At 70.1% G+C, this 26,565-nt stretch carries 22 protein-coding genes; 7 read left to right on the forward strand and 15 right to left on the reverse strand.

All coding sequences use genetic code 11. The features are described from left to right. Positions 1-62: 62 nt before the first annotated feature. The 3 genes from OHA88_RS20050 to OHA88_RS20060 all read left to right on the forward strand — a co-directional run bounded on the left by OHA88_RS20050 (position 63) and on the right by OHA88_RS20060 (position 3,267). Positions 63-1,373 (forward strand): MFS transporter, encoded by a 1,311-nt coding sequence (locus OHA88_RS20050; RefSeq protein WP_328626547.1) that lies wholly within the window; start codon positions 63-65, stop codon positions 1,371-1,373. 85 nt (positions 1,374-1,458) lie between these two features. After that, positions 1,459-2,175 carry a L,D-transpeptidase family protein gene (locus OHA88_RS20055; protein ID WP_326605412.1) on the forward strand — a complete coding sequence of 239 codons (717 nt, stop codon included), beginning with the start codon at positions 1,459-1,461 and terminating at the stop codon, positions 2,173-2,175. Between the two features lie 105 nt (positions 2,176-2,280). Next, positions 2,281-3,267 carry a sigma-70 family RNA polymerase sigma factor gene (locus tag OHA88_RS20060; protein ID WP_328626548.1) on the forward strand — a complete coding sequence of 329 codons (987 nt, stop codon included), beginning with the start codon at positions 2,281-2,283 and terminating at the stop codon, positions 3,265-3,267. 60 nt (positions 3,268-3,327) lie between these two features. Here the strand turns inward: OHA88_RS20060 and OHA88_RS20065 are convergent, their stop codons facing one another. The 9 genes from OHA88_RS20065 to OHA88_RS20105 form a co-directional block, all read right to left on the reverse strand. Next, positions 3,328-3,645: an STAS domain-containing protein gene (locus tag OHA88_RS20065; protein ID WP_328626549.1), complete on the reverse strand. Its 318-nt coding sequence runs from the start codon at positions 3,643-3,645 to the stop codon at positions 3,328-3,330. 61 nt (positions 3,646-3,706) lie between these two features. Beyond that, the gene (locus OHA88_RS20070; protein WP_328626550.1) at positions 3,707-4,297 is read right to left on the reverse strand and encodes a Uma2 family endonuclease; all 591 of its coding nucleotides are present in this window, start codon (positions 4,295-4,297) and stop codon (positions 3,707-3,709) included. Positions 4,298-4,394: 97 nt separating this feature from the next. Then, positions 4,395-5,672, reverse strand: coding sequence for a thymidine phosphorylase (locus OHA88_RS20075; protein WP_326605408.1), 1,278 nt, complete (start codon positions 5,670-5,672; stop codon positions 4,395-4,397). A gap of 112 nt (positions 5,673-5,784) precedes the next feature. Then, positions 5,785-6,183, reverse strand: a complete 399-nt coding sequence (locus OHA88_RS20080) for a cytidine deaminase (RefSeq protein WP_326605407.1) — start codon at positions 6,181-6,183, stop codon at positions 5,785-5,787. Next, a complete protein-coding gene (locus OHA88_RS20085; protein WP_328626551.1) occupies positions 6,180-7,466 on the reverse strand; it encodes an ABC transporter permease in 1,287 nt (428 codons plus the stop codon). Before OHA88_RS20085 ends, OHA88_RS20080 begins: the two co-directional genes overlap by 4 nt. After that, the gene (locus OHA88_RS20090; RefSeq protein ID WP_267002713.1) at positions 7,463-8,578 is read right to left on the reverse strand and encodes an ABC transporter permease; all 1,116 of its coding nucleotides are present in this window, start codon (positions 8,576-8,578) and stop codon (positions 7,463-7,465) included. The genes OHA88_RS20085 and OHA88_RS20090 overlap by 4 nt, the downstream gene beginning before the upstream one ends. Continuing rightward, positions 8,575-10,167 carry an ABC transporter ATP-binding protein gene (locus tag OHA88_RS20095; RefSeq protein WP_267002715.1) on the reverse strand — a complete coding sequence of 531 codons (1,593 nt, stop codon included), beginning with the start codon at positions 10,165-10,167 and terminating at the stop codon, positions 8,575-8,577. The genes OHA88_RS20090 and OHA88_RS20095 overlap by 4 nt, the downstream gene beginning before the upstream one ends. Before the next feature lie 266 nt (positions 10,168-10,433). Then, positions 10,434-11,474 (reverse strand): BMP family lipoprotein, encoded by a 1,041-nt coding sequence (locus OHA88_RS20100; RefSeq protein WP_328626552.1) that lies wholly within the window; start codon positions 11,472-11,474, stop codon positions 10,434-10,436. Between the two features lie 138 nt (positions 11,475-11,612). After that, a complete protein-coding gene (locus tag OHA88_RS20105) occupies positions 11,613-12,878 on the reverse strand; it encodes an amidohydrolase (protein ID WP_328629741.1) in 1,266 nt (421 codons plus the stop codon). A 280-nt stretch (positions 12,879-13,158) separates the two neighbouring features. Here OHA88_RS20105 and OHA88_RS20110 point away from each other — a divergent pair, with 280 nt between their 5' ends. Further along, complete coding sequence (locus tag OHA88_RS20110; protein WP_328626553.1) at positions 13,159-14,433, forward strand: M48 family metallopeptidase; 1,275 nt, start codon at positions 13,159-13,161, stop codon at positions 14,431-14,433. A 77-nt stretch (positions 14,434-14,510) separates the two neighbouring features. After that, positions 14,511-14,858 (forward strand): hypothetical protein, encoded by a 348-nt coding sequence (locus OHA88_RS20115; RefSeq protein ID WP_328626554.1) that lies wholly within the window; start codon positions 14,511-14,513, stop codon positions 14,856-14,858. 335 nt (positions 14,859-15,193) lie between these two features. Here OHA88_RS20115 and OHA88_RS20120 read toward each other — a convergent pair whose 3' ends face one another. The 4 genes from OHA88_RS20120 to OHA88_RS20135 are packed head-to-tail and all read right to left on the reverse strand — an operon-like array spanning position 15,194 to position 19,832. Then, positions 15,194-16,249: a hypothetical protein gene (locus tag OHA88_RS20120; protein ID WP_267002719.1), complete on the reverse strand. Its 1,056-nt coding sequence runs from the start codon at positions 16,247-16,249 to the stop codon at positions 15,194-15,196. Between the two features lie 11 nt (positions 16,250-16,260). Continuing rightward, positions 16,261-17,196, reverse strand: a complete 936-nt coding sequence (locus OHA88_RS20125; protein WP_328626555.1) for an N-acetylneuraminate synthase family protein — start codon at positions 17,194-17,196, stop codon at positions 16,261-16,263. Positions 17,197-17,208: 12 nt separating this feature from the next. Beyond that, on the reverse strand, positions 17,209-18,453 hold the full coding sequence (locus OHA88_RS20130) for an acylneuraminate cytidylyltransferase (protein ID WP_328626556.1): 1,245 nt from the start codon (positions 18,451-18,453) through the stop codon (positions 17,209-17,211). Between the two features lie 20 nt (positions 18,454-18,473). Further along, a complete protein-coding gene (locus OHA88_RS20135; RefSeq protein WP_328626557.1) occupies positions 18,474-19,832 on the reverse strand; it encodes a DUF6716 putative glycosyltransferase in 1,359 nt (452 codons plus the stop codon). A 209-nt stretch (positions 19,833-20,041) separates the two neighbouring features. On the opposite strand from OHA88_RS20135, the gene OHA88_RS20140 reads away from it, so the two are divergent. Both OHA88_RS20140 and OHA88_RS20145 read left to right on the forward strand, forming a co-directional pair. Continuing rightward, positions 20,042-21,025 carry a glycosyltransferase family 2 protein gene (locus tag OHA88_RS20140; RefSeq protein ID WP_267002727.1) on the forward strand — a complete coding sequence of 328 codons (984 nt, stop codon included), beginning with the start codon at positions 20,042-20,044 and terminating at the stop codon, positions 21,023-21,025. Then, a complete protein-coding gene (locus OHA88_RS20145; protein ID WP_328626558.1) occupies positions 21,022-22,395 on the forward strand; it encodes a polysialyltransferase family glycosyltransferase in 1,374 nt (457 codons plus the stop codon). The genes OHA88_RS20140 and OHA88_RS20145 overlap by 4 nt, the downstream gene beginning before the upstream one ends. A gap of 189 nt (positions 22,396-22,584) precedes the next feature. Here the strand turns inward: OHA88_RS20145 and OHA88_RS20150 are convergent, their stop codons facing one another. Both OHA88_RS20150 and OHA88_RS20155 read right to left on the reverse strand, forming a co-directional pair. After that, positions 22,585-24,933, reverse strand: a complete 2,349-nt coding sequence (locus tag OHA88_RS20150; RefSeq protein WP_328626559.1) for a glycosyltransferase — start codon at positions 24,931-24,933, stop codon at positions 22,585-22,587. Beyond that, on the reverse strand, positions 24,930-26,483 hold the full coding sequence (locus OHA88_RS20155; protein WP_328626560.1) for a hypothetical protein: 1,554 nt from the start codon (positions 26,481-26,483) through the stop codon (positions 24,930-24,932). The genes OHA88_RS20150 and OHA88_RS20155 overlap by 4 nt, the downstream gene beginning before the upstream one ends. Between the last annotated feature and the right edge of the window lie 82 nt (positions 26,484-26,565).

Below are 26,565 nucleotides of genomic sequence, written 5' to 3' on the forward strand. Positions count from 1 at the left end.
GGGATTGATTATCGCAAGTTCGTGCATTGGACGCATGAATCGGACCGATCTACTTTCGAGGTATGCCTCCTGCCAGTACCAAGGCGTCCACCCTCACGCTGGACGCCTCAGCCCCGTCATCGCCCGTCGCCCCCGCTGCCGCCGTCGTTCCGGACCGGCTGGAGCCCGGCGGCCCCGGCTACCGCCGGATGAGCTTCGCGCTCTTCGCCGCCGGTGTCGCGACGTTCGCACTCCTCTACTCCACCCAGGCACTGCTGCCCGCCGTCTCCGCCGGTTTCGGCGCCACGGCCGGACAGGCCAGCTGGACGGTCTCCGCGGCGACGGGTGCGCTGGCGTTGTGTGTGCTGCCGATGAGTGCGCTCTCCGAGCGGTTCGGACGGCGGCAGCTGATGACCGCCTCTCTGACGGTCGCCGTACTGGTGGGCCTGCTCGTACCGTTCGCCCCCTCGCTCGGCTGGCTGATCGCCCTGCGCGCCGTCCAGGGCGCGGCACTGGCCGGGCTGCCCGCCTCCGCGATGGCGTACCTGGCCGAGGAGGTACGGCCGAAGGCGCTGGTCGCCGCGATCGGACTGTTCGTGGCGGGCAACAGCATCGGCGGCATGAGCGGCCGCATCCTCACCGGCTGGATCGCCCAGCTGTGGGGCTGGCGGGCGGCGCTCGGCGCGGTCGGGCTGCTGGCCGTGGCCTGCGCGGTCGTCTTCCACTTCATGATCCCGAAGGCCCGTAACTTCACGCCCGGCACACTGAACCCGAAGGCCCTGGCGAAGACGGTGGGCGGACACCTCGCCGATCCGCTGCTGCGCAGGCTGTACGCGATCGGCGCCCTGTTCATGACGGTGTTCGGCGCGGTCTACACGGTGATCGGCTACCGGCTGATCGGCGAACCGTTCAACCTCCCGCAGGGCGTCATCGGCTCGATCTTCCTGGTCTACCTCGTCGGTACGGTGTCGTCTGCCGCGGCCGGCAGGCTCGTCGCCCGGCTCGGCCGCCGGGGCGCGCTCTACCTGGCCGTCTCCACCACGGCTGCCGGTCTGCTGCTCTCGCTCGCCGACCAGCTGGCCGCCGTACTGCTCGGCCTGGTCCTGATCACGGCGGGCTTCTTCGCCGGCCACGCGGTCGCCTCGTCGTCCGTGAGCCGGACCGCGACGAAGGGCCGGGCGCAGGCGTCGGCGCTCTACCAGTCCGCGTACTACCTGGGCTCCAGCGCGGGCGGCACGCTCGGCGCGATCGCCTTCCACGCCGGTGGCTGGGCGGGCACGGTGTCCATGGGACTGCTCGCGGTCCTCGGCGTCGTCTCGATCACGCTGTACGGGTCGCGGGTCGCCCGGGCCGAGCGACACCGGCTCGTACCGGTGGCGTCCGTACAGAACTGAGACATACGGCGCACAACCATCCACTCCCCGACGCGCGTCTAGCAGGCGGAACCACCGCACAGCGCGCGAAGGGGAGTTGGCGTACATGGGAGTCGTAGGGAACATACGGGGAGTCCGGATGCGGCGCGCGGTGGCGCTGTCCGTCGCCGGACTGATGGCAGCACCGGCGCTCGTGCTCGGATCGGGCGCATCCGCGCAGGCCGCATCCTGCACCACGTCCACCGGGCCGTACCAGAAGCAGGTCGAGAACTACCTGCACCGGACGGTCGACGGCAAGCAGTCGGCAGCCGACTGCAAGGCGATCCAGTCGTTCCAGCGCACCTACGGGATCACCCCGGACATCGGGTACGCGGGACCGATCACCTGGCAGACGATGAAGACGCTCACGGCCCAGAAGGCGGCCGGCAAGAACCCCAACAAGGACAAGAAGTGCCCCACCAACAAGGGGCGCATCGCGTGCGTGGACCTGACCCGGCAGCTGAGCTGGATCCAGGACGGCGCCAAGCTGAAGTACGGTCCGGTGCCGATCCGCAGCGGGCGGAACGGGTACGAGACCCGCACCGGGTCGAAGAAGATCTATCTGCGGCACATCAAGCACTGGTCGTCGCTGTACCACGTGTGGATGCCGTACTCGCAGTTCTTCGACGGCGGGCAGGCGTTCCACTCGGTCGGTCTGAAGATGTGGAACCCGCCGGGGTCGCACGGCTGCGTCAACATGCGGGACGCGGACGCCAAGGCATATTGGAATCTGCTGAAGAACGGCGACGACGTGTACGTGTACGGGCGCAAGCCCGGAACGTGACCGGAACGCGAGCGGCTTCGGTACTTCCCGCCCCCGTTGTCAGTGGCCTCCTGTAGCTTCCGAAGTGCCGAGTGAGCGGTGACACAACGCAACAGGGGTGGAGCGATGAGTGATCTGACGGCAGCGACGGACATCGACAGCCGTCTGGAGGGACACCGGGTCGAGCTGACCGGTTACTGCTACCGGATGCTCGGCTCGGCCTTCGAGGCGGAGGACGCCGTACAGGACACGCTGGTGCGCGCCTGGCGCAACTTCGAGAAGTTCGAGGGCCGTTCCTCGCTGCGCTCCTGGCTGTACCGGATCGCCACCAACGTCTGCCTCGACATGCTGAACGCGGGGAAGAAGAGGGCCCGGCCGGTCGATCTGACGGGCCCGACACCGCTCGCCCAGGCCGCGCTCAACCCACTGCCGGAGAACACCTGGCTGGAGCCGATGCCGGACGGGCGGATCCTGCCGTCGGTGGCCGACCCCGCGGAGGCCGCGGTGGCACGGGAGTCGGTGCGCCTCGCGTTCGTCGCCGCGCTGCAGCATCTGCCGCCCAAGCAGCGGGCCGTGCTGATCCTGCGCGAGGTGCTGGCCTGGAAGGCGAGCGAGGTCGCCGAGCTGCTCGACACCTCGGTCGCCTCGGTCAACAGCGCCCTGCAGCGGGCCAGGGCGACCCTCGCCGAGAACGAGGGACTGACCGACACCGCGAACCCGCTCGACGAGGAGCAGCGCAAGCTCCTCGAGCGGTATGTGGCGGCGTTCGAGGGCTATGACATGGCGGCGCTGACCGCGCTGCTCCATGAGGACGCCGTGATGACGATGCCGCCGTTCGACCTCTGGCTCCAGGGGCACCACGACATCACGGGCTTCATGGTCTCCATCGGCGCGGGCTGCGAGGGCTCCCGCCTGGTGGCGACCACGGCGAACGGCACCCCGGCTTTCGCCCACTACAAGCCGAATCCGGACGGCCCCGGATTCGTGCCGTGGGCGGTGCAGGTCATCGACATCTCGGACGGTGCGATCACCGGACTGCACTGCTTCCTGGACGCACCCCGCTGGTTCCCGCTCTTCGGTCTGCCTGACCACCTCGAGGCCGACCGGGCGTGAGGCGGGGCACAGGGCGGAGGAACGCGCCGGAGGCGCGCTGAGCGGCGCGGGGCCGGGGGCTCAGTCCCCGCACCGCCCCTCCACGTTCACGACGTCGGCCAGCCCCACCAGCTCCAGCAGGTTCCGCAGTTCGGGCGGCACATTGCGCAGCCGCAGCCGTCTGCCGCCCGCCCGTCGCGCGACAAGCCCCAGCCGCGCTATCGCCTCGACCAGGACCAGATCCGCCTGTACGACCCCGCCCAGGTCGCAGTCCACCCCGGCGTCCGGGTCGCGGACCCCGCCCTCGGGGTCGTACAGCAGGGACTCCAGCTCGGCGCAGAGCGCCGGCACGTCGGGCCCGGTGACGCGACCGGCGATGACCAGAGCCTTCGGGGTCATGGGATCCACACGAAGGAGACCGCCGCAACGGCCGGAACTCATCGCTGCGCGACGCGGCTTCTCAACTGACCGGGAAGATCCCGGTGTCCAGATCCAGCCGGAACGGCTCCGGCAAGGTCAGCTTCTCCCCGTACTCGACCGCGTCCAGGACCCGGTAGGTGCCATCGCCGGGTTCGCCGTACAGGGTGGCGGTCGGGCGGCCGGAGTGCCACGGGTCGAGCAGCAGGAACAGCTCGACACCCGCCTTCGCGTAGCCGTGCGCCTTGCCGATGCGGTCGTGGTTGGCATTGTCCCGAGAGGTGATCTCGACAACGAGCCGGGCCTCTTCCGCCGGTACGCGGTTGCCCGGCCCGGTCGCCACGGCGCGCGGCAGGACAACGAGATCGGGGATGTACAGCCCGGCCCGTCCCGGCACCGAGACAGCGAGGGTCTGGAAGATCTCCCAATCCTCCGGAATCACGGAGTAGAGCCTGCGCTGCAGCAGCGCCGCAGTGAGATTGTGGTCCTTGGACGGCGGTGGCGACACGGTGACGATCCCCTCGATGATCTCCACCTTGCAGCCCTCGGGTGCGTCCGTCTCCTCCCAGATCCGGACGAGGTCGTCCCAGCCGTGGCCGCTGCCCGGCGCAGGGTCGACGGTGAGTGCGCCCATGGCGGTCTCCTCTATCGGTGCGTCACCGAGTCCAGCATGCCGAACGGGACCGGCAGCAGTCCACCGGTCCCGTTCACCCGCACGGGTAAGCCGCAGGTCAGGCGATACGTTCCCGCACCACCGGGGTGGCGGTGAACTCCGTGCCGGCCGGGGCGATGTCGAACGACCCGGGCAGGGCCTTCAGCGCGTACTCGAACTTCTCCGGGGTGTCCGTGTGCAGTGTCAGCAGCCGCTGGCCCTTGGTCACCGTGTCGCCCGGCTTGGCGTGCATTTCGATGCCCGCGCCCGCCTGCACCGGGTCCTCCTTGCGGGCCCGGCCCGCGCCGAGGCGCCAGGCGGCGACGCCGATGTCGTACGCGTCGAGACGGGTCAGTACGCCGGAGGTGTGGGCCGCCACCACGTGCTGCTCGCGGGCGACCGGGAGCGTGGCGTCCGGGTCACCGCCCTGGGCGGAGATCATCCGGCGCCAGACGTCCATCGCGGAGCCGTCGGCCAGGGCCTTCTCCGGGTCGGCGTCCTTGAGTCCGGCCGCGTCGAGCATCTCGCGGGCCAGGGCGAGGGTGAGGTCGATGACGTCCTTGGGGCCGCCGCCGGCCAGGACCTCGACCGACTCACGGACCTCCAGGGCGTTGCCCGCGGTCAGGCCGAGCGGGGTGGCCATGTCGGTGAGGAGCGCGACCGTCCGCACGCCACTGTCGGTGCCCAGCGCGACCATGGTGGAGGCCAGTTCACGGGCGTCCTCGATGGTCTTCATGAAGGCGCCGGAGCCGACCTTGACGTCCAGGACCAGCGCGCCGGTGCCCTCGGCGATCTTCTTGGACATGATCGAGCTGGCGATCAGCGGGATGGCCTCGACGGTGCCGGTGACATCGCGGAGCGCGTACAGCTTCTTGTCGGCGGGGGCCAGACCGTCACCGGCGGCGCAGATCACGGCGCCGGTGGTGTCCAGGACGTCGAGCATCTCGGCGTTCGAGAGGTGGGCGCGCCAGCCGGGGATGGACTCCAGCTTGTCGAGAGTGCCGCCGGTGTGGCCGAGACCGCGGCCGCTGAGCTGCGGCACCGCGGCTCCACAGGCCGCGACCAGCGGGGCGAGCGGCAGGGTGATCTTGTCGCCGACGCCGCCGGTGGAGTGCTTGTCGGTGGTGGGGCGGGAGAGCGAGTCGAAGTTCATCCGCTCGCCGGAGGCGATCATTGCGGCGGTCCAGCGGGCGATCTCCGTACGGTTCATACCGTTCAGCAGGATCGCCATGGCCAGTGCGGACATCTGCTCGTCGGCGACCTCGCCGCGGGTGTAGGCGTCGATGACCCAGTCGATCTGCTCGGGGGTCAGCTCGCCCCGGTCGCGCTTGGTGCGGATGACGGAGATGGCGTCCATGTCCTGGGAGTCCTTCCGGCCGGTACGTACGCAGGAGTCCCGAATGACTCTACGCGCATAGAGGGTGGATAAGGGTGTGGCCCTCCCAACGGGCGGGAGGGCCACAGCAGTTCTACTTCAGATGGTCCGGGCCGAAGGCCTGCGGCAGCATCTCGTCGAGCGTGCGGAGGCCGTCCGGGGTCTCCAGGACGAGCTCGGGTCCGCCGAACTCGTACAGCAGCTGCCGGCACCTGCCGCACGGGACCAGGATCTCGCCCGCCCCGTCCACACAGGTGAAGTGGGTCAGCCGGCCGCCGCCGGTGGCGTTGAGCTGCGAGACCAGGCCGCACTCGGCGCACAGGCTCAGTCCGTACGAGGCGTTCTCGACGTTGCAGCCGACCACCGTGCGGCCGTCGTCGACGCGCGCCGCGACGCCTACCGGATAGCCCGAGTAGGGGGCGTACGCCCGGGACATGGCGTCCCGGGCGGCGACGCGCAGGGCGTCCCAGTCGACGTCGGCGGCCGCGGTCACTTGCCCTGGCCCTTCCGGTACCGCATGCCGTCCGCCTTCGGCATCCGCAGCCGCTGCGCGGAGAGCGAGAGGACGAGCAGCGTGACGATGTACGGGGTGGCGCTCACGAACTCGGTGGGCACCGTGTCCGTGGCGAGGTACCACACCAGCACGGCGGCGGCGACGACGGCGCTGGCCACGCCCTGGACGAAGCTCTTGCGGTAGAGCTTCAAGGCGGCGAGCGCGGCCAGCACGACGAACAGCAGGAGCAGCAGCGCGTGGACGGACTCGCCGCCGTTGCGCAGCTGGAGCGCGTCGGCGAAGCCGAACAGGCCCGCACCCATGGCGAGTCCGCCGGGCCGCCAGTTACCGAAGATCATCGCGGCGAGACCGATGTATCCGCGTCCGCCGGTCTGGCCCTCGTTGTAGATGTGCGAGGTCACCAGGGAGAGGAAGGCACCGCCGAGTCCGGCCATGCCGCCCGAGATGATCACCGCGATGTACTTGTAGCGGTAGACGTTCACGCCGAGCGATTCGGCGGCGACCGGGTTCTCGCCGCAGGAGCGCAGCCGCAGCCCGAACGAGGTCTTCCACAGGACGAAGAAGGTCACGACGAAGAGGACCGCGGCCAGGATCGTCAGCAGCGACACATTGGTGATCAGACCGCCGATGACACCGGCCACGTCGGAGACGAAGAACCAGTGATGCTTCTCGATCGAGTGCAGCCAGCCCGACAGGCCGGGAATCGTCACCGAGGTGATGTCGTCGGCCGGCGGTGACTGCTTGGGGCTGCCGCCCTTGGCCGCCGCCTCACCCGTGTTGAACCAGAGCTTGGCGAAGTAGGTGGTGAACCCGAGCGCCAGGATGTTGATGGCGATACCGGAGATGATGTGGTCGACGCCGAAGGTGACGGTCGCGACGGCGTGCAGCAGCCCGCCGAGCATGCCGCCGACGACCCCGGCCAGCACACCGAGCCAGGGGCTGGTCTGCCAGCCGGCCCAGGCACCGAAGAACGTGCCGAGGATCATCATGCCTTCGAGGCCGATGTTGACCACACCGGCCCGCTCGGCCCACAGGCCGCCGAGACCGGCGAGCCCGATCGGCACAGCCATCGCGAGCGCCGCGCTGATCTGCCCGGCAGAGGTGACGTCCTGCGCGCCGGTGATGGCGCGCACCGCGGACAGCGCGAGCAGCGCGCCCGCGACGATCAGCAGGACGACGGGGAAGGAGAGGCGGGTGCGGCCGCTGCCACCGGAGACCTTGGGGGCCGCGGGCGGCGGGGTGGAAGTCGCCGTGGCGGTCACGCCGACACCTCCTGCTGGTCGGAGTTACGGGCGGCCTGTGCGGCGAGTTCCGCGCCGACCTTGCTCTGCTGGCGCTTGAGTCCGTAGCGGCGGACGACTTCGTACGCGATGACGACGCACAGGACGATGACGCCCTGGATGACGCCGACGATCTCCTTGTCGTACCCCTCGAACTCGAGCTTTCCGGTGCCGCGCTCCAGGAAGCCCCAGAGCAGCGCGCCGAGCGCGATGCCGACGGGGTGGTTGCGGCCGAGGAGGGCGATGGCGATGCCGGTGAAGCCGATACCGATGGGGAAGTCGCCGCTGTACTCGTAGCTGTCGTTGAGCAGCGTCGGCATGCCGATGAGGCCGGCCACCGCGCCGGAGATCAGCATCGAGGTGACGACCATCTTCTTGACGTCGACACCGCTGGCCTCGGCCGCGGAGCCGGACTGGCCGACGGTACGCAGATCGAAGCCGAACCGGGTGCGCGAGAGCGTGAACCAGTAGGCGATGCCCGCGACGATCGCGACCACGATGAAGCCCCAGACGGGCGTCGGGGTGGTCGGGAACTCGAAGAAGTGCGAGGACTCCGGGAGCGGGTTGGTGGAGATCTTCGTGCCGGCCTCGTCGAGGTGACCGAGGCGGCCCTGCTGGAGCAGGTAGCCGATGACGGCGGTCGCGATGGCGTTCAGCATGATCGTCGAGACGACCTCGCTGACGCCCCGGGTGACCTTGAGGACACCGGCGATCCCGGCCCACATCGCGCCGACGATCATCGCGGTGAGGATGATCAGCGGGATCTGGAGGGCGCCCGGCAGGGTCAGCGCGCCACCGACGGCGGCGGCGAAGAAGGCGGCGAGGCGGTACTGGCCGTCGACGCCGATGTTGAAGAGGTTCATCCGGAAGCCGACGGCAACCGCGAGACCTGCGAGGTAGTACGTCGTCGCCTTGTTGAGGATGTAGACCTGGCTGTCCGACTTCACCCCGTAGTCGAACATGATGCCGAACGCGCTGAACGGTTCCTTGCCGGTGGCGGCCAGCACGAGGGCGGTCACCAGGAACGCGACCACGATCGCGAGTACGGGGGCCGCGATCCCCAGGAGCAGCCGCTCCTTGTCGAACTTCTTCATCGGTCCTCTCCCCCGTTCCGGGGGTCGGTGTCGGCGGAGTCCGGACGGGACTCCGCATCCGTACCGGACTCGGTCGGCGCCTCGAGATGGCCGCTGGCCGCTCCCGTCATCGCCGAGCCGAGCTCTTCCGGGGTGATGGTCGCCGGGTCGGCGTCCGCGACCAGCCGGCCGCGGTACATGACACGCAGGGTGTCGGAGAGCCCGATCAGCTCGTCCAGGTCGGCGGAGATCAGCAGCACCGCCAGGCCCTCGCGACGCGCCTCGCGGATCTGGTCCCAGATCTGCGCCTGCGCGCCGACGTCCACGCCCCGGGTGGGGTGCGCGGCGATCAGCAGCTTCGGGGAGTGGCTCATCTCGCGGCCGACGATCAGCTTCTGCTGGTTGCCGCCGGAGAGCGAGGCCGCTGTGACCTCGATGCCGGGGGTGCGGACGTCGTACTCGCGCACGATCCGCTCGGTGTCCGCGCGGGCCGCCTTGAGGTCGAGGAACGCGCCCTTGCTGTTGGGCCGCTCGGTGACATGACCGAGGATGCGGTTCTCCCAGAGCGGGGCCTCCAGCAGCAGTCCGTGCCGGTGGCGGTCCTCCGGGATGACCGCCATGCCGTCCTCCCGGCGCTTGCGCGTCGGGGTTCGGGAGATGTCGGCGCCGTCCAGGGTGAGCACGCCGTGGTCGAGGGCGCGCATGCCCATGATGGCGTCGACCAGTTCGGACTGGCCGTTGCCCTCGACGCCCGCGATGCCGAGGACCTCGCCCTTGTGGATGGTGAAGGTGATGCCGTCGAGCACGGCACGCACCACCCCGTCCGGGTCGGTCGCGGTCAGTCGCAGGTCGTCGACGGTGAGCATCGGCGTGTCGGTGACGGTCGACTCGCGGGTCTCCGGCGACGGCAGCTCGCTGCCGACCATCAGCTCGGCGAGCTGCTTGGTCGTGGTGTTCGCCGGGTCGGCGGTGCCCACCGTCGTACCGCGCCGGATCACCGTGATCTCGTCGGCGACGGAGAGGACCTCGCCGAGCTTGTGCGAGATGAAGATGACGGTCAGGCCTTCGGCCTTGAGCTCGCGCAGGTTGTCGAAGAGTCCGTCGACCTCCTGCGGCACGAGGACGGCGGTCGGCTCGTCGAGGATCAGCGTGCGGGCACCGCGGTAGAGGACCTTGAGGATCTCCACGCGCTGGCGGTCGGCGACGCCGAGGTCCTCGACCATGGCGTCCGGACGGACGCCGAGGCCGTACGCGTCGGAGATCTCCTTGATCCTGGCGCGGGCCCGGTCGCCGATCCCGAACAGCTTCTCGGAGCCGAGGACGACGTTCTCCAGGACGGTCAGATAGTCGGCGAGCATGAAGTGCTGGTGCACCATGCCGATGCCGCGTGCGATGGCGTCGCCGGGGTTGTGGAACGAGACCTGCTCGCCGTCCACCGCGATGGTGCCCTCGTCCGGCTTCTGCATGCCGTACAGGATCTTCATCAGAGTGGACTTGCCGGCGCCGTTCTCGCCGACAAGAGCGTGGACGGTGCCGCGGCGCACGGTGATGTCGATGTCGTGGTTGGCCACGACCCCGGGGAACCGCTTGGTGATGCCGCGGAGCTCCACGGCATGGGGACTGCTGGACGCGTTGATGACGCACTCTCCTTGGCAGGAGCGGAGGGCGGAGGCGGTGGAGGCGGTGGGGGCGAAAAAAGGTACCGCGCCCGGCGGACGCTACGCGCGTAGCGCCACCGAATCGTTGGCCACCCGGTAACAGGTGGCGGACGGTGTGCGTACGGCTACGGAGACGTGCTGCCGAAGACCGTACGCGAAATCGGGGCCCGGGCGAGCAACCGAAGCAGCTCCCCCCGGGCCCCGATCGACGGGACGGATCAGGTCGTGGTCTTGACCGTGATCGTGCCGTCGACGATCTTCTTCTTCGCCTCGTCGAGCTTGGCCTGGATGTCCGCGAGGTGGTCACCCGTGGTGGTCAGCGAGACGCCGCCCTTGGCCAGGGAGTACGTCTGGACGCCGGTGAGCGGCTTGCCGTCCTTGACCGACTTGATCAGGTCGTAGACACCGGCGTCGACGTTCTTGACGACCGAGGTCAGGATCGTGTCCTTGTACTTCGACAGCGCCGGGTCCAGGGCCTGGTCGGAGTCGACACCGATGGACCAGGCACCCTTCTGGCTCGCGACGGCCTCGATCGCACCGGCACCGGAACCGCCCGCGGCCGCGAAGATGACGTCCGCACCCTTGTCGAGCATGCCCTTGGCAGCGGCCTCGCCCTTGTCGGGGCTGCCGAAGCCGGACAGGTCCGAACCGGTGGACAGGTACTGGATCTGCACCTTGGCCTTCGGGTTCGTGTCCAGGACACCCTGCTGGAAGCCCGCGGCGAACTTCTTGATCAGCGGAAGGTCCACACCGCCGATGAAGCCGACCTGGCCGTCCTTCGACTTCAGCGCCGCCGCGACACCGGCGAGGTACGAGCCCTGCTCCTCGGTGAAGACGATGGAGGCGACGTTCTTGGCGTCGGAGACCGAGTCGACCAGACCGAAGTTGACCTTCGGGTACTTCGGGGCGATCTTGTCGACCGCGTCCTTGTACGCGAAGCCGATCGCGATGACGGGGTTGTAGCCACCCTCGGCGAGCGACTGCAGGCGCTGCTCGCGGTCGGCCGGGGTCTCACCGTTCTTGGCGGTGAGCTCCTTCGTCTGGGCCTTGAACTCGGCCTTGGCCTTGTCCAGGCCGCGAGCGGCGGAGTCGTTGAACGAGTTGTCGCCACGGCCGCCCACGTCGTAGGCCATGCCGATCTTCATCTGGCCCTTGTCGGAGCTGGTGCTCTCGTCGGACGACTCGCCACACGCGGTGGCGGTGAGCGCGAGTGCCGCGGTGACGGCACACGCGGCGGTGATCTTGGATACCCGGCGCAAGGGAAGGCTCCTTCAAACCTGACCGAAGCGCCTCTTCCGGCGCTGGTTTCGCCGCGATCGTAACGCGCGTAGATGTCAGATAAAGCCCTGTACGGAAGCCGTTATCGGATCGTCGCGAACCGGCGGTGACCTGTCCGGTTACGAGCGGTTACCGTCGAGCAAAGCTGCGGCGGTGAACAGCTCCACGCCAACAGTGATCGCCTCCTCGTCCGCATCGAAGTCTCCGCGGTGCAGGTCAAGGCGCCGGGTGTCTCCGGGCGTCCGCACGCCGAGCCGTGCCATGGCCCCCGGAACGTGCTCCAGATACCAGGAGAAGTCCTCCCCGCCGAGGCTCTGCTCGGTGTCCTCGATCGCATACGATCCGCGGCGCCCGGTCATGGCGGCGGCCAGCAGCTCGGTCGTCCCCAGGTCGTTCACGACCGGCGGGACCCCACGGACGTAGTTGATCACGGACTTGGCCCGGTACATTCCGGCCACCTCGTCGATGGCGGCATGGACCAGATCCGGCGCCTCCCGCCACGCGGCCAGATCCAGGCAGCGGACCGTCCCGGACAGTTCGGCGTGCTGCGGGATCACATTGCACGCGTGCCCGGCCACCAGTCGCCCCCAGGTGACCGCGAGCCCCCAGCGGGCGTCGACCCGGCGGGCGAGCAGCGCAGGCACCTCGGTGGCCACCTTCGCGGCGGCGGTGACCAGGTCGGTGGTCAGATGCGGACGGGCGGTGTGACCGCCGGGTCCGTCCAGGGTGACCTCCAGACGGTCGCAGGCCGAGGTGATCGGTCCGGCCCGCAGCCCGATCCTCCCCACATCGACCCTCGGGTCGCAGTGCACCCCGATGATCCGCCCGACGCCCTCCAGCACCCCGGCCTCGATGGCATCGGCCGCCCCACCGGGCAGCACCTCCTCGGCGGGCTGGAAGATCAGCCGCACGGGGTGCGGCAGCAGCCCCTGCCGGTCGAGCTCGGCGAGGACGAGCCCGGCACCGAGGACGGTCGTGGTGTGAATATCGTGCCCACAGGCATGAGCCCGGTCCGGGACGGTGGAGCGGTAGGGAACGCCGGTCTTGGTGTCCGGAATGGGCAGGGCGTCGATGTCCGCGCGCAGGGCGAGCATGGGCCGCGTGTCGCCCGCCCGCCGGTCATCGCCCTCGTCCGAGCTCCGCGCCCCTCCCGATGTGCCCACGTCGCAGATCAGCCCGGTTCCGGTGGAGAGCACCCGGGGTTCGAGCCCGGCCTTCTCCAGCCGGGCCTTGATGGCCGCGGTGGTACGGAACTCCTGGTTGCCGAGCTCGGGGTGCATGTGCAGATCGCGCCGGAAGGCGATCAGCTCTGCCCGCAGGGGTTCGGGCAGCGTGCCGGGCAGGGAGGCGTCCTCGGGCAGCTCGGGATCGGACTCGCGGGACATCAAGTGGTTCACCTGGTGAAGGGTAGGCCCCCTGCCCCCTCAACTGACCACAGATCAACAAAAGTTCAGCCGCATAGAGGAACAAAATACGGCGTCGGAGCGTGTGCCGTGAGATGGAGGTGGGTAAACTCACCCGTTTCCCCCGAAGGCGTGCGCCGCGACCCGCCGGTCGGTCCGGACTCCACACGGCTTACGCTGCGTCGCCGGCCCGCTCGGTTCGAGTGTGTCGTACAAGGGAGCGGTCCCGGGGCGGGGCCGCGGGACGAGGGGGGCCTCGACGATGCTCGACACCTTGGACCGGAGCGTCCAGCCGTGCCCGGAGTGCGGAACAGAGATCCGGACGGACCCCAGGTTCGTCGTGTGGTGCGCCGCCTGCGACTGGAACATGGATCCGGGAGAGCCCGAGGAGACCCCTGGGCGGCTGGAGCGGCTGCGGCGCAGGCTGGCCCGGCAGCACGGGGAGAAGCTGCTCGCCGAGGTGACGGCCGGTGAGACACTGCGGCCCCGACGCGATGGCGCCAGTGTCCTGGCGTACACCATCGCGCTGGCCGTCCACGGCGTTACGGCCGCTCTGGTCGTCACCGGAATCCTGCTGGTGATACTCGGCTGGGGCAGCGCGCTGCCCCTGATGGGCGCGGTTCTCCTGGGCATCGCCTGGCCCCTGCGACCCCGCTTCGCACAGCTCCCCGACGACGAGCCGGTGCTGTACCGGGCCGATGCGCCCGAGCTGTTCGCCCTGATCGCCGAGGTCGCCGAGGTCGTCGGCACGGCGGGGGTGCACGCGGTTGTCGTGACCGTCGACGTGAACGCGTCCGTGAGCACGTACGGGCTGAGGCAGCGCCGGCGGCTGGAGATCGGACTCGGTCTCTGGGAGATCCTGACGCCGCAGCAGCGGATCGCACTGCTGGGGCACGAGCTCGGACATTACGCCAACGGGGACACCCGCCACGGAGTGATCACCGCGAACGCACTGCGCTCACTGACCACGTGGTGGTATCTGCTGAGCCGGATCCCGCAGCCCACCCTTGGCGAGGTGGCGCTCAACGCGTTGTATCTGCTGCCCCGTTGCGCGTTCCAGGGTGTACTGATGCTGCTCGACCACCTGACGTCACGCGCCACGCAGCGCGGCGAGTACCTGGCCGACTCCTTCGCCGCCCGAGCCGGGTCCACCGAGGCGGCCGTGGGGCTCATGGACCGCCTGCTGGTCAGCGGCTCCGCCGCGTCCGTGCTGCTGCGCGAAGCCAACACCAAGCAGGTGGCACGGTCCGGGAACCCGGCACGCGAGGAGGCCTGGCGCGGCCTCTGGAAGCGGCTGGCCACCCACATGGACTCACTCCCGCAGAGCGAGTACGAGCGCCAGCGGCGCTGCAGTGCCCTGCGGGGACACGCCGTCGACACGACCCACCCGCCGACCCATCTGCGCCGCGCCTGCCTGCTCACCGGGGCTCCGACGGCCGCCGAGGTGGTGGCGGCTCCCGAGCGGCAGGCTGCTCTCGATGCCGAACTGGCCAACGTCCGAGAGACATTGGCGCGCGAGATCCTCAACGGCCGTTAGCGCAGGGGGGTCGGTCCGGATCGGTCGAACCTCTTCACGTACACACGGATCACCGCCGCGTCCGGGGATGATGACGCATGCACGACTTCGACTTCCTCTTCGGCAGCTGGGACGTGGCGAACCGACGCCTGTCCGAACTCTTCACCGGCTCCACCACATGGGACGAATTCCCGGGGCACGCGGTGATCCGCCCGGTTCTCGGCGGCATGGGCAACATCAACGAGATCCACTTCCCCACCAAGGACTTCCGTGGGGTGACGCTGCGCCTCTACGACCCTTCGTCAGGACAGTGGAAGCTCCACTGGGCCGACACCACGACCGGTGCACTGCTTCCCCCTGTGACCGGCGGCTTCACCGACGGACGCGGCGACTTCCACGGCGACGACACCCACGAGGGGCGGCCTGTCCGGGTCCACTTCGTCTGATCGGACATCACGGAGGACTCCGCCCGCTGAACCCAACTGTTCTCTGCGGACGACGGGGCGAGCTGGGAGACGAACTGGACGATGGACCTCACCCGCACCGGGCGGTAGCGCCTGCCGGTCCGCCGTCCCGGGAACCGCGCAAGGCGGGCGGCCGGAGCGCCGGGGAAATGACCGGCCCCGGGAGGCAGCCGGTCCACTCACTCCGCAAGCATGGGTTCCCATGCCCCTCGATGCGGGCCGCACCGCCGAAATGTATGAAAAGGGTTTCCTCCGATGGGCCGGCACTGTGGAGAGAGCCTGCTCGAAAGCGTGTGGCTCCGGCTTCGGGACAGCCCTTACGCCTCCGTGACCGCCGTCGCCCGCCACGGGGCCAGCCGCTGTACGTCGCGTGCCGTCTCCGTGACTCCGCTCAGGAATCCCTGCGCGCGCGGCGACGCCGTGTCCCGCAGCCATTCCGGGGCGATGTCGCAGACCGCGACCTTGACCTCGGTGCCGACCAGTGCGAGTGGCAGTGTGTGGACGACCGTGGACGGGAAGCTCAGGACCGTGCGGCCGATCGGGCCGCGGCGGGCGATGAGTTCCAGAGGGAGGTCCGGACGGACGATCTCCAGGCCGGTGGCGGCTTCCAGGGCGTGGAGTTTGTCGGCGGACTCCCGGCGGTGGGCGAAGTAGCGGGTCGCTCCGTGGGTCCGGGCCAGGGCGGAGACCGCCTCCAGGTACTGCTCCTGGTCGATGACGCCCGTCTCGACCAGGGATGTGCCGACCAGGTCCGCGCCCCGGGTGAGCAGCGGCGGACCGAAGCGGGCGCGGGTCCAGGCAAAGGTGTTGGGGGTGACCGTGATGCCGGCCGGAGCCTCGACCGGCATCGCTGTGAACACTTCGACCGTACGGGTCCTCGACGGGGTGAAGCGGCGGCGGGCGGTGGCCGTGACCGGGGCCAGGACCAGTTCGCGCGCACCCGATCTGCCACGCCGGTGCCAGCGCACCAGCCTTTCGCCGCGCGCCAGTTGGGCGACGAACTCCATCGTGGCCGTGCCGTCGTCGACCACCGTGAGGCGTCGGGCGCGGACCATCGTGAGGAGCAGCTGCACATAGCGGGAGAACGGGTCGCCGATCACGATCCGGTCCGCCCTGCGCAGCAGTCCCGTCAGTTCGCGCAGGGCCTTGAGCGGCGCACCCGCGCCGCCGCGTGCCTCCTGCCAGCGCACGGTGGCGCCCTCGTCGCGGGCCAGCTCCGCCATCCGGCGCAGCTGACCGCGCGACATCGGGTCGACCGGGGGGAGGACGACGACCGTCATGTCCGAGCGGACCAGGTCGTCGCCTCCCTCTGTGTAGGCCCACTCCAGGACGTTCAGGAGCTGGACCGGGCTCTCGACGAAGGCGAGGTTCACCGGTCGGCCCGTCAGACCGCGGCCGGCTCGGCGGCCGGGGCCGCCTCGGTGTTCTCGGCGACGACGCCCGCGACCCGGCGGAGCTTCTTCATCGGGCCGAGCTCGGACTCGTACACCTTCTTGACGCCGTCACCGAGGGAGGCCTCGATGGTGCGGATGTCGCGGACGAGGCGGGTGAGGCCCTGCGGCTCGACCGAGGCGGCCTGGTCGGAGCCCCACATGGCGCGGTCGAGGGTGATGTGACGCTCGACGAACGCGGCGCCGAGGGCGACGGCGGCGAGGGTCGTCTGGAGGCCGGTCTCGTGGCCGCTGTAGCCGATCGGGACGTTCGGGTACTCCTGCTGGAGGGTGTTGATGACGCGCAGGTTCAGCTCCTCCGCCTTCGCGGGGTACGTCGAAGTGGCGTGGCAGAGCAGGATGTTGTCGCTGCCGAGGACCTCGACCGCGTGCCGGATCTGGCGCGGCGTCGACATGCCGGTGGAGAGGATGATCGTGCGGCCGGTGGCACGCAGCGAGCGGAGCAGCTCGTCGTCGGTCAGCGAGGCCGAGGCGACCTTGTGGGCGGGGACGTCGAACTTCTCCAGGAAGGCGACGGCCTCGGTGTCCCACGGGGAGGCGAACCAGTCGATGCCGCGCTTGGCGCAGTGGTCGGAGATGGCCTGGTACTCGGCCTCGCCGAACTCGACGCGGTGGCGGTAGTCGATGTACGTCATCCGGCCCCACGGGGTGTCGCGCTCGATGTCCCACTGGTCGCGCGGCGTGCAGATCTCCGGGGTGCGCTTCTGGAACTTGACGGCGTCACAGCCGGCTTCGGCGGCCACGTCGATCAGCGCGAGGGCGTTGTCGAGGTCACCGTTGTGGTTGATGCCGATCTCGCCGGTGATGTAGACGGACTGACCGGGGCCGGCGGTGCGGGTGCCGAGGGTGCGCAGGCGGGAGGTGCTCATGAGGGTGTTTCCTTACTTGGTGGTGTTGTTGGTGGGGGTGGACCGGTGGTTTGTGAGGCTGGGGCCGAGCAGCCAGGCCGCGATTTCGCGGATGGCGCCGAAGCCGCCGGGGGTGGTCGTGACGGCGCGCGCGGCGGCGCGTACCGAGTCGTGGGCGCTGGCGACGGCGACGGGCCAGCCGGCGAGGGCGAAGCAGGGCAGGTCATTGACGTCGTTGCCGACGTAGAGCACCCGCTCGGGCGCGATGCCCTGCTCGTCGCACCACTGCTTGAGCGCGAGGTCCTTGCGGTCGATGCCGTGCAGGACGGGGATCCTGAGCTTGTTGGCGCGGGCGGCGACGACCGGGTTCTGCTCGGTGGACAGGATGAGGAGGTCGAGCCCGGACTTGCGCAGGGCCGCGATGCCCAGGCCGTCGCCGCGGTGGACGGCGACAATCTCGCGTCCGTCGGCGTCGATGAGGACGCGGTCGTCGGTCTGGGTGCCGTCGAAGTCGAGGACGACGGCGTCGATGTCGTCGCGGGTCGGCAGCGGCGACGGGTCGAGGAGCGGCGCGAGGGCGCGGGCGCGGGCCAGGTCGTGCGGGTCGTCGATCTCCAGGACCCGGGCGGGGTCGGTGCGGACCAGCGCGGTGTCGCCGAAGAAGCGGTGGCGGTGGGTACGGAAGCCGGCGACGTTCATCGCGTACGCGGCGCCGGTCTCCAGCAGGTCCTCGGGGCGGTCCTGCCGCATCTGCCGGACACCCTTGTCGTGATTGACGCCGTAGGCGTGGTCCTCGACGGCGGTGCCGTCGCGCCATATGAAGCCGTGGAAGGGGGCCACGGTGACGGCCGTGTCGGCGCCTTCGCGGGCGACCGCTGCGGCCACCCCGTCGATGTCCTCGCGAGTGATGAACGGGCTGGTGCACTGGACCAGCAGCACCACGTCGACGGTGCGGCCGTGCATCGCCTCGTACGCGTCGAGGGCGTGCAGCACCGCGTCCTCGCTGCTCGACCTGTCGCCCGCGATGGCGGCGGGACGCTGCACGCAGTGCAGCCGTCCGGAGGCCCCCAGCGCGTCGCCCGCGGCCCGTGCGGCGGCGGCGATGGCCGTGTCGTCGGTCGTCACGACGACGTCGGTGACCTCGCTCGATCCGAGACAGGCCTGCACCGCGCGGGCGACCAGCGGTATGCCGCCGACCTGGGCGATGTTCTTGGCCGGGACGCCCTTGGATCCGCCGCGGGCGGGGATCACGGCGAGCACGGTCGGGGTCGGGGTCATCTCTGCTCCTGAAGTGGTGTTCACAGTTCGCCCATCCGCCGGATCACGGGGGCGACCCGCTGGACTCCCTGCCGGTACGCCCCCCGCGCCGCCTCCCGAACGGCGTCGCGGACCGCGCCCCGCACCCCGCCGGTCTCGCGCGGCGCCGCGGCGCCCGGCAGCGGGTGGCCGTCCGGGGCCAGGTGGTGGCGGGCGAGGATGCCGGGGAGGTAGCCGGGGGCGGTGGCGGGTGTGTAGTACGGCGTGAGGTCGGGAAGGCGGTCCTCGGCCAGCAGCGCGTCGACCCGGGCGCGAGCGGTGTCGTAGGCCGTGTCGTACGTGCCGTCGGCGGCGACGCCCTGGCCGGCCAGCCATTTCTCGTCGGGCTCCGGGTGGGATCCGCCGTCGAGCCGGTCCCACGAGGTGAGCAGGCCCGAGCCGATGAAGTGGTGGTTGCCGAGGGTCTCGCGGACGCCGAGGTCGGTGAGGATCGCGGTCGGGATGCGCCGGTGCAGGGACTCCAGCGCGGCGGTCGAGGAGACCGTGACCAGCAGGTCGGTGCGGTCGAGGACCTCGCCCATGTGCCCGTACACGAGGCTGAAGTTGGGCGGCAGCCCGCCGGGAAGCTTCTCCGCGAGCCGCTGGTACGGAAGTTCTTCGATGTGCGTGGTGTGCTCACCCGGCTTGGAGCGCAGCTTCAGCAGCACCTCGCGGTCGGGGTGCAGCCGGGCGTGCTCGACGAGCCGGCGCAGCAGGTACGTCCGGTCGGCGCGGGAGGCCGGCACGGAGGGCTGGGCTGCGAACACGACCGTGTCGCGGCCCTCCTGCGGCCGGTGCGGCGCGCCGCCGAGGAACGGCAGTGCGGCCTCCGTGACGGCCGAGGCGTCGGCGCCCACGCCTTCGTACACCGCACGGAAGCGCTCCGCGTCGTGCCGGGAGTTGGCGAGGACGACGTCCGCGCCGTGTCGCAGCAGCAGCCCGTCGGCAAGCTTCTCGTAGACGACACCGACATAGCCGGTGACGACGACGGGCCTGGCGTCCTGCCGCAGGGCGGCGAGGCCGTGCAGCATCGCCTGGACGGCGCCGCCGACCAGGGCGAGGACCACCAGGTCGTACCCCTCGTTCCGCACGGTGTCCAGGAACTCGACGGCCGTCACCTCGCGCACCCTGCCGGTCTCGATCCCGACGTCGCCGACCTCGGCGAGCTGGCGCGGGGTCGGGGTGGCGCGGCCGCGCAGCAGCAGTCCGCTGATCTCGACCGGCCGGTCCGCTGCCCGGGACGCGTCCGGGGCCCCGGTGGTCAGGCGGCGCGCGGTGAGCGCGCCCCATTTCCACCGGGTGTCCGAGTCGGCGAGTACGGCTACCCGGAGCGCCGTCGTTTTGCTGGTACGTGGGGGCACGTCCTAGAAGTTAGGAAGGCATTTCGATTGGCGGCCCAACGTGACGGCAACAGATGGTTAACAGCCCGCCGACTGTTGGCGAATCAGCTCCCCAAATGCCCCGTAATCCTCTCGGATTTGGACCGGTTCATCATTCCGACATTCGTCGTTCACCTGCCGTCCCTCCTGGGGCCAGGGCAAATGACGAGCGCCCCCCTAGCGTGTGAAGCGTGGTTAAGCTCTCCGTAATCGTGCCGTTCTACAACGTGCAGACATACGCCCCCGACACCCTGAGAAGCCTGCGGGCCAACGCCCGCGAGGACTTCGAATTCATCCTCGTCGACGACTGTTCGACCGACGGGACCGCGGACATACTCCGCCGCGCCGAGGACGAGATTCCGGGGGTGGTCGTACGCAGACACAAGCAGAACGGCGGACTGGCCACCGCCCGGAACACCGGCCTGGACGCGGCCCGCGGCGAGTACCTCGCCTTCCTGGACGGCGACGACTGGCTCGCCCCCGGGTTCTACGCCGACCTGCTCGCCCGTACCGAGGCGCTGGGCTGCGACTTCGTCCGTACCGACCATGTCCAGGCCGACGGCAGGACCCGCACGGTCCACCGCGTCCCGCACGGCCGCAGGGGCGAGGTCATGGACCCGCGGGACGCGATCCTGCCCGCCGGGCGCACCACCTCGGTCGACTATCCGTACGCCTGGGCGGGCCTCTACCACCGCCGGCTCCTGGACCGCGGGCTGCTGCACTTCACGGACGGTCTGCGCACCGCCGAGGACCGGCCGTGGATCTGGCGGCTGCACCGCGAGGCGGATTCCTTTGCGGTGCTGGGGCTTCTCGGCATTTTCTACCGGCGTGGCGTCGCCTCGTCACTGACCCAGATCGGCGACGTGCGCCAGCTCGATTTCATCCGCTCATTTGACCAGGTCGTACGGGAAACAGCGGCGGACCGCGATGCGCAGGCACTCCTGCCGAAAGCGGTCCGTACCTATTGCGCGATCATTTCGCATCACATGAGTTCGATGGAAAGGTACGAACCTTCTGTGGCCCGTGCCCTGAAATCGATGAGCGCCGGCGCGCTCAAGCGGATGCCGCAGGACGTACTGGACGACGCCCTCGACTCGATGGACCTGCAGCGCGCGACCCTGCTGCGCCGGCTGCGCCGCCGGCCCGTCACCGCGAAGGAGGTGGCGGCCGCATGAGCAGCAGCCGGACCCGTACGACACAGATCTTTTTCGCCTCCACCCTCTACGGCGCGGCCACGCTCGCCGCCGCCCTGGACGCGGGCGTCTTCGCGGAAGCCGACCGCCGCATCCTGCTCGTCTCGAACAACGCGGCGATCCCGGAGACGACACCCGCCGTCGACGCGATGCCCGGGTTCGACGCGTTGCGCGGCCGGTTCGACGACGTCGTGTCGTGGAACGCGACCATCGCCCCCCATCACCCGAGCGGCTGGGCCCCGCGCCCCGACGACGTACCGCTGTGGGAGCGGCATCTGCGCCTCGCCTGGGGACTCGGCGACGACGACATCGAGCTCGCCATCGAGTCGATCCAGGTCAACCCGGCGATGGCGATCGCCGAGATCTTCACCGGCGTACCGATCGACGTGTACGCGGACGGGCTGATGAGCTACGGCCCGACCAGGAACAAGATCGACCCGCTGATCGGCACCCGGGTGCGGCGGCTGCTCCACCTCGACCTCGTGCCGGGGCTGAAGCCGTTGCTGCTCACGGAGTTCGGCGTGGCGTCGCAGATCGTGCCGACCGAGGCGTTCCTCAAGGTGCTCGGTGAACTGGGCGACGCGCACGATGTCGCGGCGAGCGTGCCGTCCGTGGACGCGCCCGCTCTGCTGCTCGGCCAGTACCTCTCCGCGCTCGGCCTGATCAGCGCGGCGGAGGAGGAGCAGCTGCACCTGCGGATGATGCGCGGCGCGGTCGGACTCGGCCACACCCGTCTGGTGTTCAAGCCGCATCCGACGGCCCCGGCCCAGTGGTCGCAGGCGATGGAGACGGAGGCGGCGAAACTCGGTGCGGAGCTGACCGTGCTGGACTCGGGGGTGCTGACCGCGCCGGTCCTCGCCGAGGTGCTGTACCAGCGGATGCGGCCGGCGCTGGTCGTCGGCTGCTTCTCGACCGCACTGCTCACCGCGTCCGCGTTCTACGGGCTGCCGGTGGCACGGGTCGGTACGGAGACGCTGCTGGAGCGGCTGTCCCCGTTCGAGAACAGCAACCGGGTTCCGGTCACGCTGGTGGACGCGCTGGTGCCGGACCTCGGCGGCCGGGGCGCGGTCCCGGAAGCGGTCGCGGTGGCGCCGGCCGAGTTGAACGAACTGATCACCGCGGTCGGCTTCACGATGCAGCCGAAGATCTATCCGCAGCTGCGGTCGGCCGCGGAGCGGTATCTCTCCGCCCATCTCACGGCCACGACCTGGCGCTACTTCAAGCGCAAGCGGCTGACGTCGCTGGGGCTGCCCGGCGGGGTGCCCGCACAGTTCGCGTTCCTGCCGCGGAATGCCGCGGTGCGCAGGGTCGCCCGGCGGGCGAAGTCGTTGCGGCGGGTTGTGCGACGGTAGCCGGCGCGGCCACCGGTGACCGGGCCGGTCGACCGGGGCCGTTGCCTTCTCGATCGCCGGGCGGGCTCGGTTTTCGCGCCCGCCCGGCGAGCTTCGTGCCGGTCCGGCGAGCTTCGAGCCCCCGTCGATCGAGGGCAAAAGAAAGGGGGCGGGGTGCCTGGTCGGCGCCCCGCCCCCTTCGTCGCGTCGTCAGACGCGCACGCCTCCCTGGATCACTCGGAGGTCGGCCGCGTTCGCCTCGGTGACCTTCCACAGTTCCTGCTGCCGCCCGTGCACATCGGCCACCGCCGCCGCATGGTCGTCCAGCAGTCCGGCCGCCCGCTCCACGAGTCGCGCCCCGAGGTACCGGTCGTGGACGGAGATACCCCACTCGGGCCGTTCGATGTCGGACAGGAAGTACGCCATCTTCGGGTGCGAGATCAGGCTGATGATCGGCGTACCGCAGCCGAACGGGATCATGCCCGCGTGCCCGCGCATCCCGATGACCAGCTTGGTCCGGGCGTACGTGGACCGGATCTCGTCGTTCTCGAAGTCGTACATCGGGATCACCGGCAGCGCGATGCCGTGCTCGCGCCGCAGGTCGAAGGCGATGCGCTCGTCGTCCAGCGAGTGGGCCACGCACTGCACCTCGGCGCGCTTGCCCAGCTCCTTCACCGCGGTGGCCATCTCGGCGAGGAAGTGCGCGTAGTCGTGGCCGAAGCGGAGCCCGGACCGGTCGTACGCGGCGTTGATCAGCACGGTGTTCTCGCGCTGTACGGGGTCGGTCCAGCCGTCCACCAGCTGCCGGGTGACCGTGGTCGGGCAGGGCTGGAAGCGGACCTTGTCGTGCAGCGACGCCGGCAGCAGCTCGCGGACCTTCTCGATCGAGCCGTGGTTGCGCAGCCCGAAGAACGAGGCGCGCTCCACCAGCTTCCGCAGGGAGGAGAGGAACCGGTCCCGGCCGTGGCCGTACGCCTGGCCGTCGAAGGCGTTGAACCCGACCGCGTACACCATGACGGGTACGTCGATCCGGTCCAGCAGTTCGTCGGGGACGTTCCACTGCCAGCCGCTGTTGCCGTTCGGCGCGGTGTCCGGGATGAAGAGGCCGCCGCCGCCGATGACCAGTCCGCGGCGGGCGTTGACCCGTTCCAGTGCGGCCTCGTCGAAGAGCCGGTGGGCGTGGACGGAGTGCCAGCGGGCCGGGCCGGTGTCGCGGCCGAAGGCCAACCGGACGCTCTCCGGAAGCAGCTTGTCCCCGGCGTTGCCCTGCCGGTCCATGTAGAAGGCGACGTGCGCGAGCTGCTCGGCGGCCGGTCCCTCGACCGGGGCGGCAACGTCCTTGGTCCGCTGGTACATCAGCCGGTTCGCCCGGTGGGTCGGGTCGACGCCGAGCCCTTCGAGGGCGTACTGCGCGGCGGTGGCGTCGTCACCGTGGATCCAGGCGATCTGGGCGAGGCGCGAGAAGGCGGTCGCGGCCCGGTTGGGGGCGGCGCCGGCCAGCAGGAGCTGGGCGCGGGCCTCCTCGTAGCGGGAGACGCTCATCAGCGCGTGGCCGAGCACCTCGTGCGACCAGGCCTCGTCGACGGGGATCCGGACGCCGCCGAGCAGGTCGGCCGCCTCCTGGTACTCACCGGCGCCGATGTGTGCGGCGGCGACCCGGCGGGCGCTCTCGGGGTCGGCGGTGCGCCGGACGTGCGCGGTGCCGTAGTGCACCAACAGGTCGTGGTGCTTGGCGCCGGGCAGCGCGAGGTACGCGGCGTGGAACTCGGCGTCGGACAGTTCGAATTCGCGCCAGCGGTCCTCGGCCCGGCCGTAGCCGGCCTCGCCGCCCTGCCAGGGCTTGTGCCGACCGGTGAAGTGCAGGATCGCGGTGGTGTCGGGCACCGGGAGGTCGCCGGAGAGCCGCCGCTTGACGAAGTTGTAGCGGGCGTCGAGCTGCACGAAGTCACCGTCGAGCACGGCGTTCAGGATGCCCTGGTCGTGCTTGTCGAGTTCGTACGTGCCCTTGCGGCCGACGTCGTCGATCTTCGCGCAGAACTCGTCGCTGAGGTACTCGCGCTGGATGACCAGCAGCCCGCTGTTGAGCTTGTGCTGCCCGTAGAAGAACTGCGGAACCGCGGCAAGACCGTCGCGCAGCGTCAGCAGGTCGCCCAGATCGTCGAGGACCACCATGTCGGTGTCCAGGGTGATCACGGTGTCGTAGTCGCGTACCCGGAAGACATCGAGGATGAAGTACGCCTTGCGCACCAGGTAGTTGTCCTGGTCGCCCTTGGCATACGTGTCGTAGTGCGCGGCGTCGACCTGCCGGAAGTCGATGCGCGGGTGCAGCGCCCGGATCTGTGCGACGGAGGCGGGGCGCAGCCCGTCGTGCAGGACGATGAAGTCCTCGCAGACCGCCGGGTTGGACAGGGCGAGGCTGCGCAGCAGGGCGAGGAAGCCGGGCAGATAGTTCTCGTCCACGAAGCTCGCGAAGGCGACACGGCGCTTGCCGGTGAGTGCGTTCGCGGGGGCGGGGGCCTGTGGTACGGGCGCGTCGGTCGTAGTGGGCGTCGTCGTCATCGCAGTCGGATCCTCATATCGGTGACGCTCTGGGCGCGTTCCATGACCCACGCCTTTTCGCTGGTGTACTCGTGCACGGAGGTGATGGGCATCTTCATCGCGGCGGGCAGCCGGTAGGCGCCGCTCTCGTAGAAGTCGAAGCCGATCAGGTCGAGCTGCGGGCTGACGTCCAGGTAGTCCAGCAGCCAGAGCATGTTGAAGCCGCTGGTGGGGATGGCCGGCCAGACGTCCGCGCCGACCTTGCCGATGTCGCGCAGCGGCCAGCGCAGCGATTCGTCGCCGAGGTACTGCTGGGCGCCCGGCACCAGCCGGTTGCGCAGCGAGTACTTCCAGTCGCCGGAGATGCCACCGAAGACCAGCCGGGTGTGGACCTTCTGGTCCCAGTTGAAGCCGTGCTTGTGGATGGTGGCGTGGATGTCGGTGCGCTTGCCGGTCGCCGACGGGTCGATCTTGTACGAGTTGAAGCGGACGACCAGGTCGTACGCATCGATCTCGGCACCCATCGAGCCGGTTCCGACGCGCTGCGAGTTGGCGATCAGGCAGATCGACTTGCCCGCGATGCGGTTACGGAACTCACCGAGCGTGGTCCATTCGACGCCGCCGAAGGTGGGGTCGACGATCGGACCGCGCATCCGGGTCCGGCGCTGTTCGGCGTAGAGCGCGATGAGGTCCGTGAGGAGGGCGAGATCGTCGGTGCCCGCGTTGCCGCGGGGGCTGCCGCCGCTGCCCGCCGCGCCGCTGACCTCCAGCGCGAGGCCGAGGTACTGGGCCAGGGCCTCCTGGATCTCCGGTACCGGCGCACCGACCCGGTCCTGGGTCAGAAGTGCGCCGATCAGCCGGGGTCGTGCCGCGTTCCAGTCCCCCCGCCCGTGCAGCGCCAGGCCCTCGGCCCAGGACTCGGTGACGGACCGGCCGGCGAAGGCCGCGGCCTCGGGGCAGTCGCGCTCCAGCTTCCGCAGCAGTTCGCTCTGGCGCTCCGCGCCCACCCGCAGCCCGGCCGTCTTCGCCGCGACCCCGAAGCCGTCCTCGTCGGTGAGGTCGAGGTAGTGCCCGTACGCCTCGACTGCGGCGGTCTCCGCGCCCATCGCCTCCAGCGTCCGGGCCCGCAGCCGCCAGCCCGCCCGGGAGCGCTTGCGCTGGGTGAGCACGGTGTCCGTGATGAGGATCGCGAGCTTCAGCTCGTCCTCGTAACCGCAGTCCAGCGCCTTGTTGCCGACCGCGAGCAGCGGGTCGAGCAGCTCGTCGCCGAGCACCAGAGCGGAACCCGAACCGCCCTTGGCGGTGCGCCGCAGCAGCGGGATCGGGGAGGCCCCGGAGGACGTCTGCTCCATCGTGGCGTGGGTGGCCAGCAGATTCCGCAGGGCCTCCGCGAGCGCCGTACGCCGCCGGTCGAGCCCGGCGACCAGCTTCCCGCTGTGCGCGGCGCAGGCGCGCAGGCAGGTCTCCAGTTCCGTCGGCCGGACCGTGGCGAGGTGGGACGTACCGCCTTCGGGCGGGAGCGAGTCCTCCGCGTCACGCTGCCGTGGCCAACGGGTGCGGGCTTTCGTCATGGCGCTCCAAGCGTCTGGTGCCCGTGGGGGGAAGGGGGCATATGGAGGGGTACAGATGTTCGGCAACCGTTTGAGGTTCCGT

The organism is Streptomyces sp. NBC_00353, assembly GCF_036108815.1.
Taxonomy (GTDB): domain Bacteria; phylum Actinomycetota; class Actinomycetes; order Streptomycetales; family Streptomycetaceae; genus Streptomyces.

Excerpts from the sequence above, each read along its gene's own strand:
- OHA88_RS20050 (WP_328626547.1), top strand. The coding sequence starts at position 63 with ATGCCTCCTGCCAGTACCAAGGCGTCCACCCTCACGCTGGACGCCTCA.
- OHA88_RS20145 (WP_328626558.1), top strand. The coding sequence starts at position 21,022 with ATGAGCAGCAGCCGGACCCGTACGACACAGATCTTTTTCGCCTCCACC.
- OHA88_RS20060 (WP_328626548.1), top strand. The coding sequence starts at position 2,281 with ATGAGTGATCTGACGGCAGCGACGGACATCGACAGCCGTCTGGAGGGA.
- OHA88_RS20105 (WP_328629741.1), bottom strand. The coding sequence starts at position 12,878 with ATGTCCCGCGAGTCCGATCCCGAGCTGCCCGAGGACGCCTCCCTGCCC.
- OHA88_RS20055 (WP_326605412.1), top strand. The coding sequence starts at position 1,459 with ATGGGAGTCGTAGGGAACATACGGGGAGTCCGGATGCGGCGCGCGGTG.
- OHA88_RS20150 (WP_328626559.1), bottom strand. The coding sequence starts at position 24,933 with ATGACGACGACGCCCACTACGACCGACGCGCCCGTACCACAGGCCCCC.
- OHA88_RS20090 (WP_267002713.1), bottom strand. The coding sequence starts at position 8,578 with ATGAAGAAGTTCGACAAGGAGCGGCTGCTCCTGGGGATCGCGGCCCCC.
- OHA88_RS20125 (WP_328626555.1), bottom strand. The coding sequence starts at position 17,196 with ATGAGCACCTCCCGCCTGCGCACCCTCGGCACCCGCACCGCCGGCCCC.
- OHA88_RS20155 (WP_328626560.1), bottom strand. The coding sequence starts at position 26,483 with ATGACGAAAGCCCGCACCCGTTGGCCACGGCAGCGTGACGCGGAGGAC.
- OHA88_RS20065 (WP_328626549.1), bottom strand. The coding sequence starts at position 3,645 with ATGACCCCGAAGGCTCTGGTCATCGCCGGTCGCGTCACCGGGCCCGAC.
- OHA88_RS20070 (WP_328626550.1), bottom strand. The coding sequence starts at position 4,297 with ATGGGCGCACTCACCGTCGACCCTGCGCCGGGCAGCGGCCACGGCTGG.
- OHA88_RS20075 (WP_326605408.1), bottom strand. The coding sequence starts at position 5,672 with ATGGACGCCATCTCCGTCATCCGCACCAAGCGCGACCGGGGCGAGCTG.
- OHA88_RS20110 (WP_328626553.1), top strand. The coding sequence starts at position 13,159 with ATGCTCGACACCTTGGACCGGAGCGTCCAGCCGTGCCCGGAGTGCGGA.
- OHA88_RS20130 (WP_328626556.1), bottom strand. The coding sequence starts at position 18,453 with ATGACCCCGACCCCGACCGTGCTCGCCGTGATCCCCGCCCGCGGCGGA.
- OHA88_RS20115 (WP_328626554.1), top strand. The coding sequence starts at position 14,511 with ATGCACGACTTCGACTTCCTCTTCGGCAGCTGGGACGTGGCGAACCGA.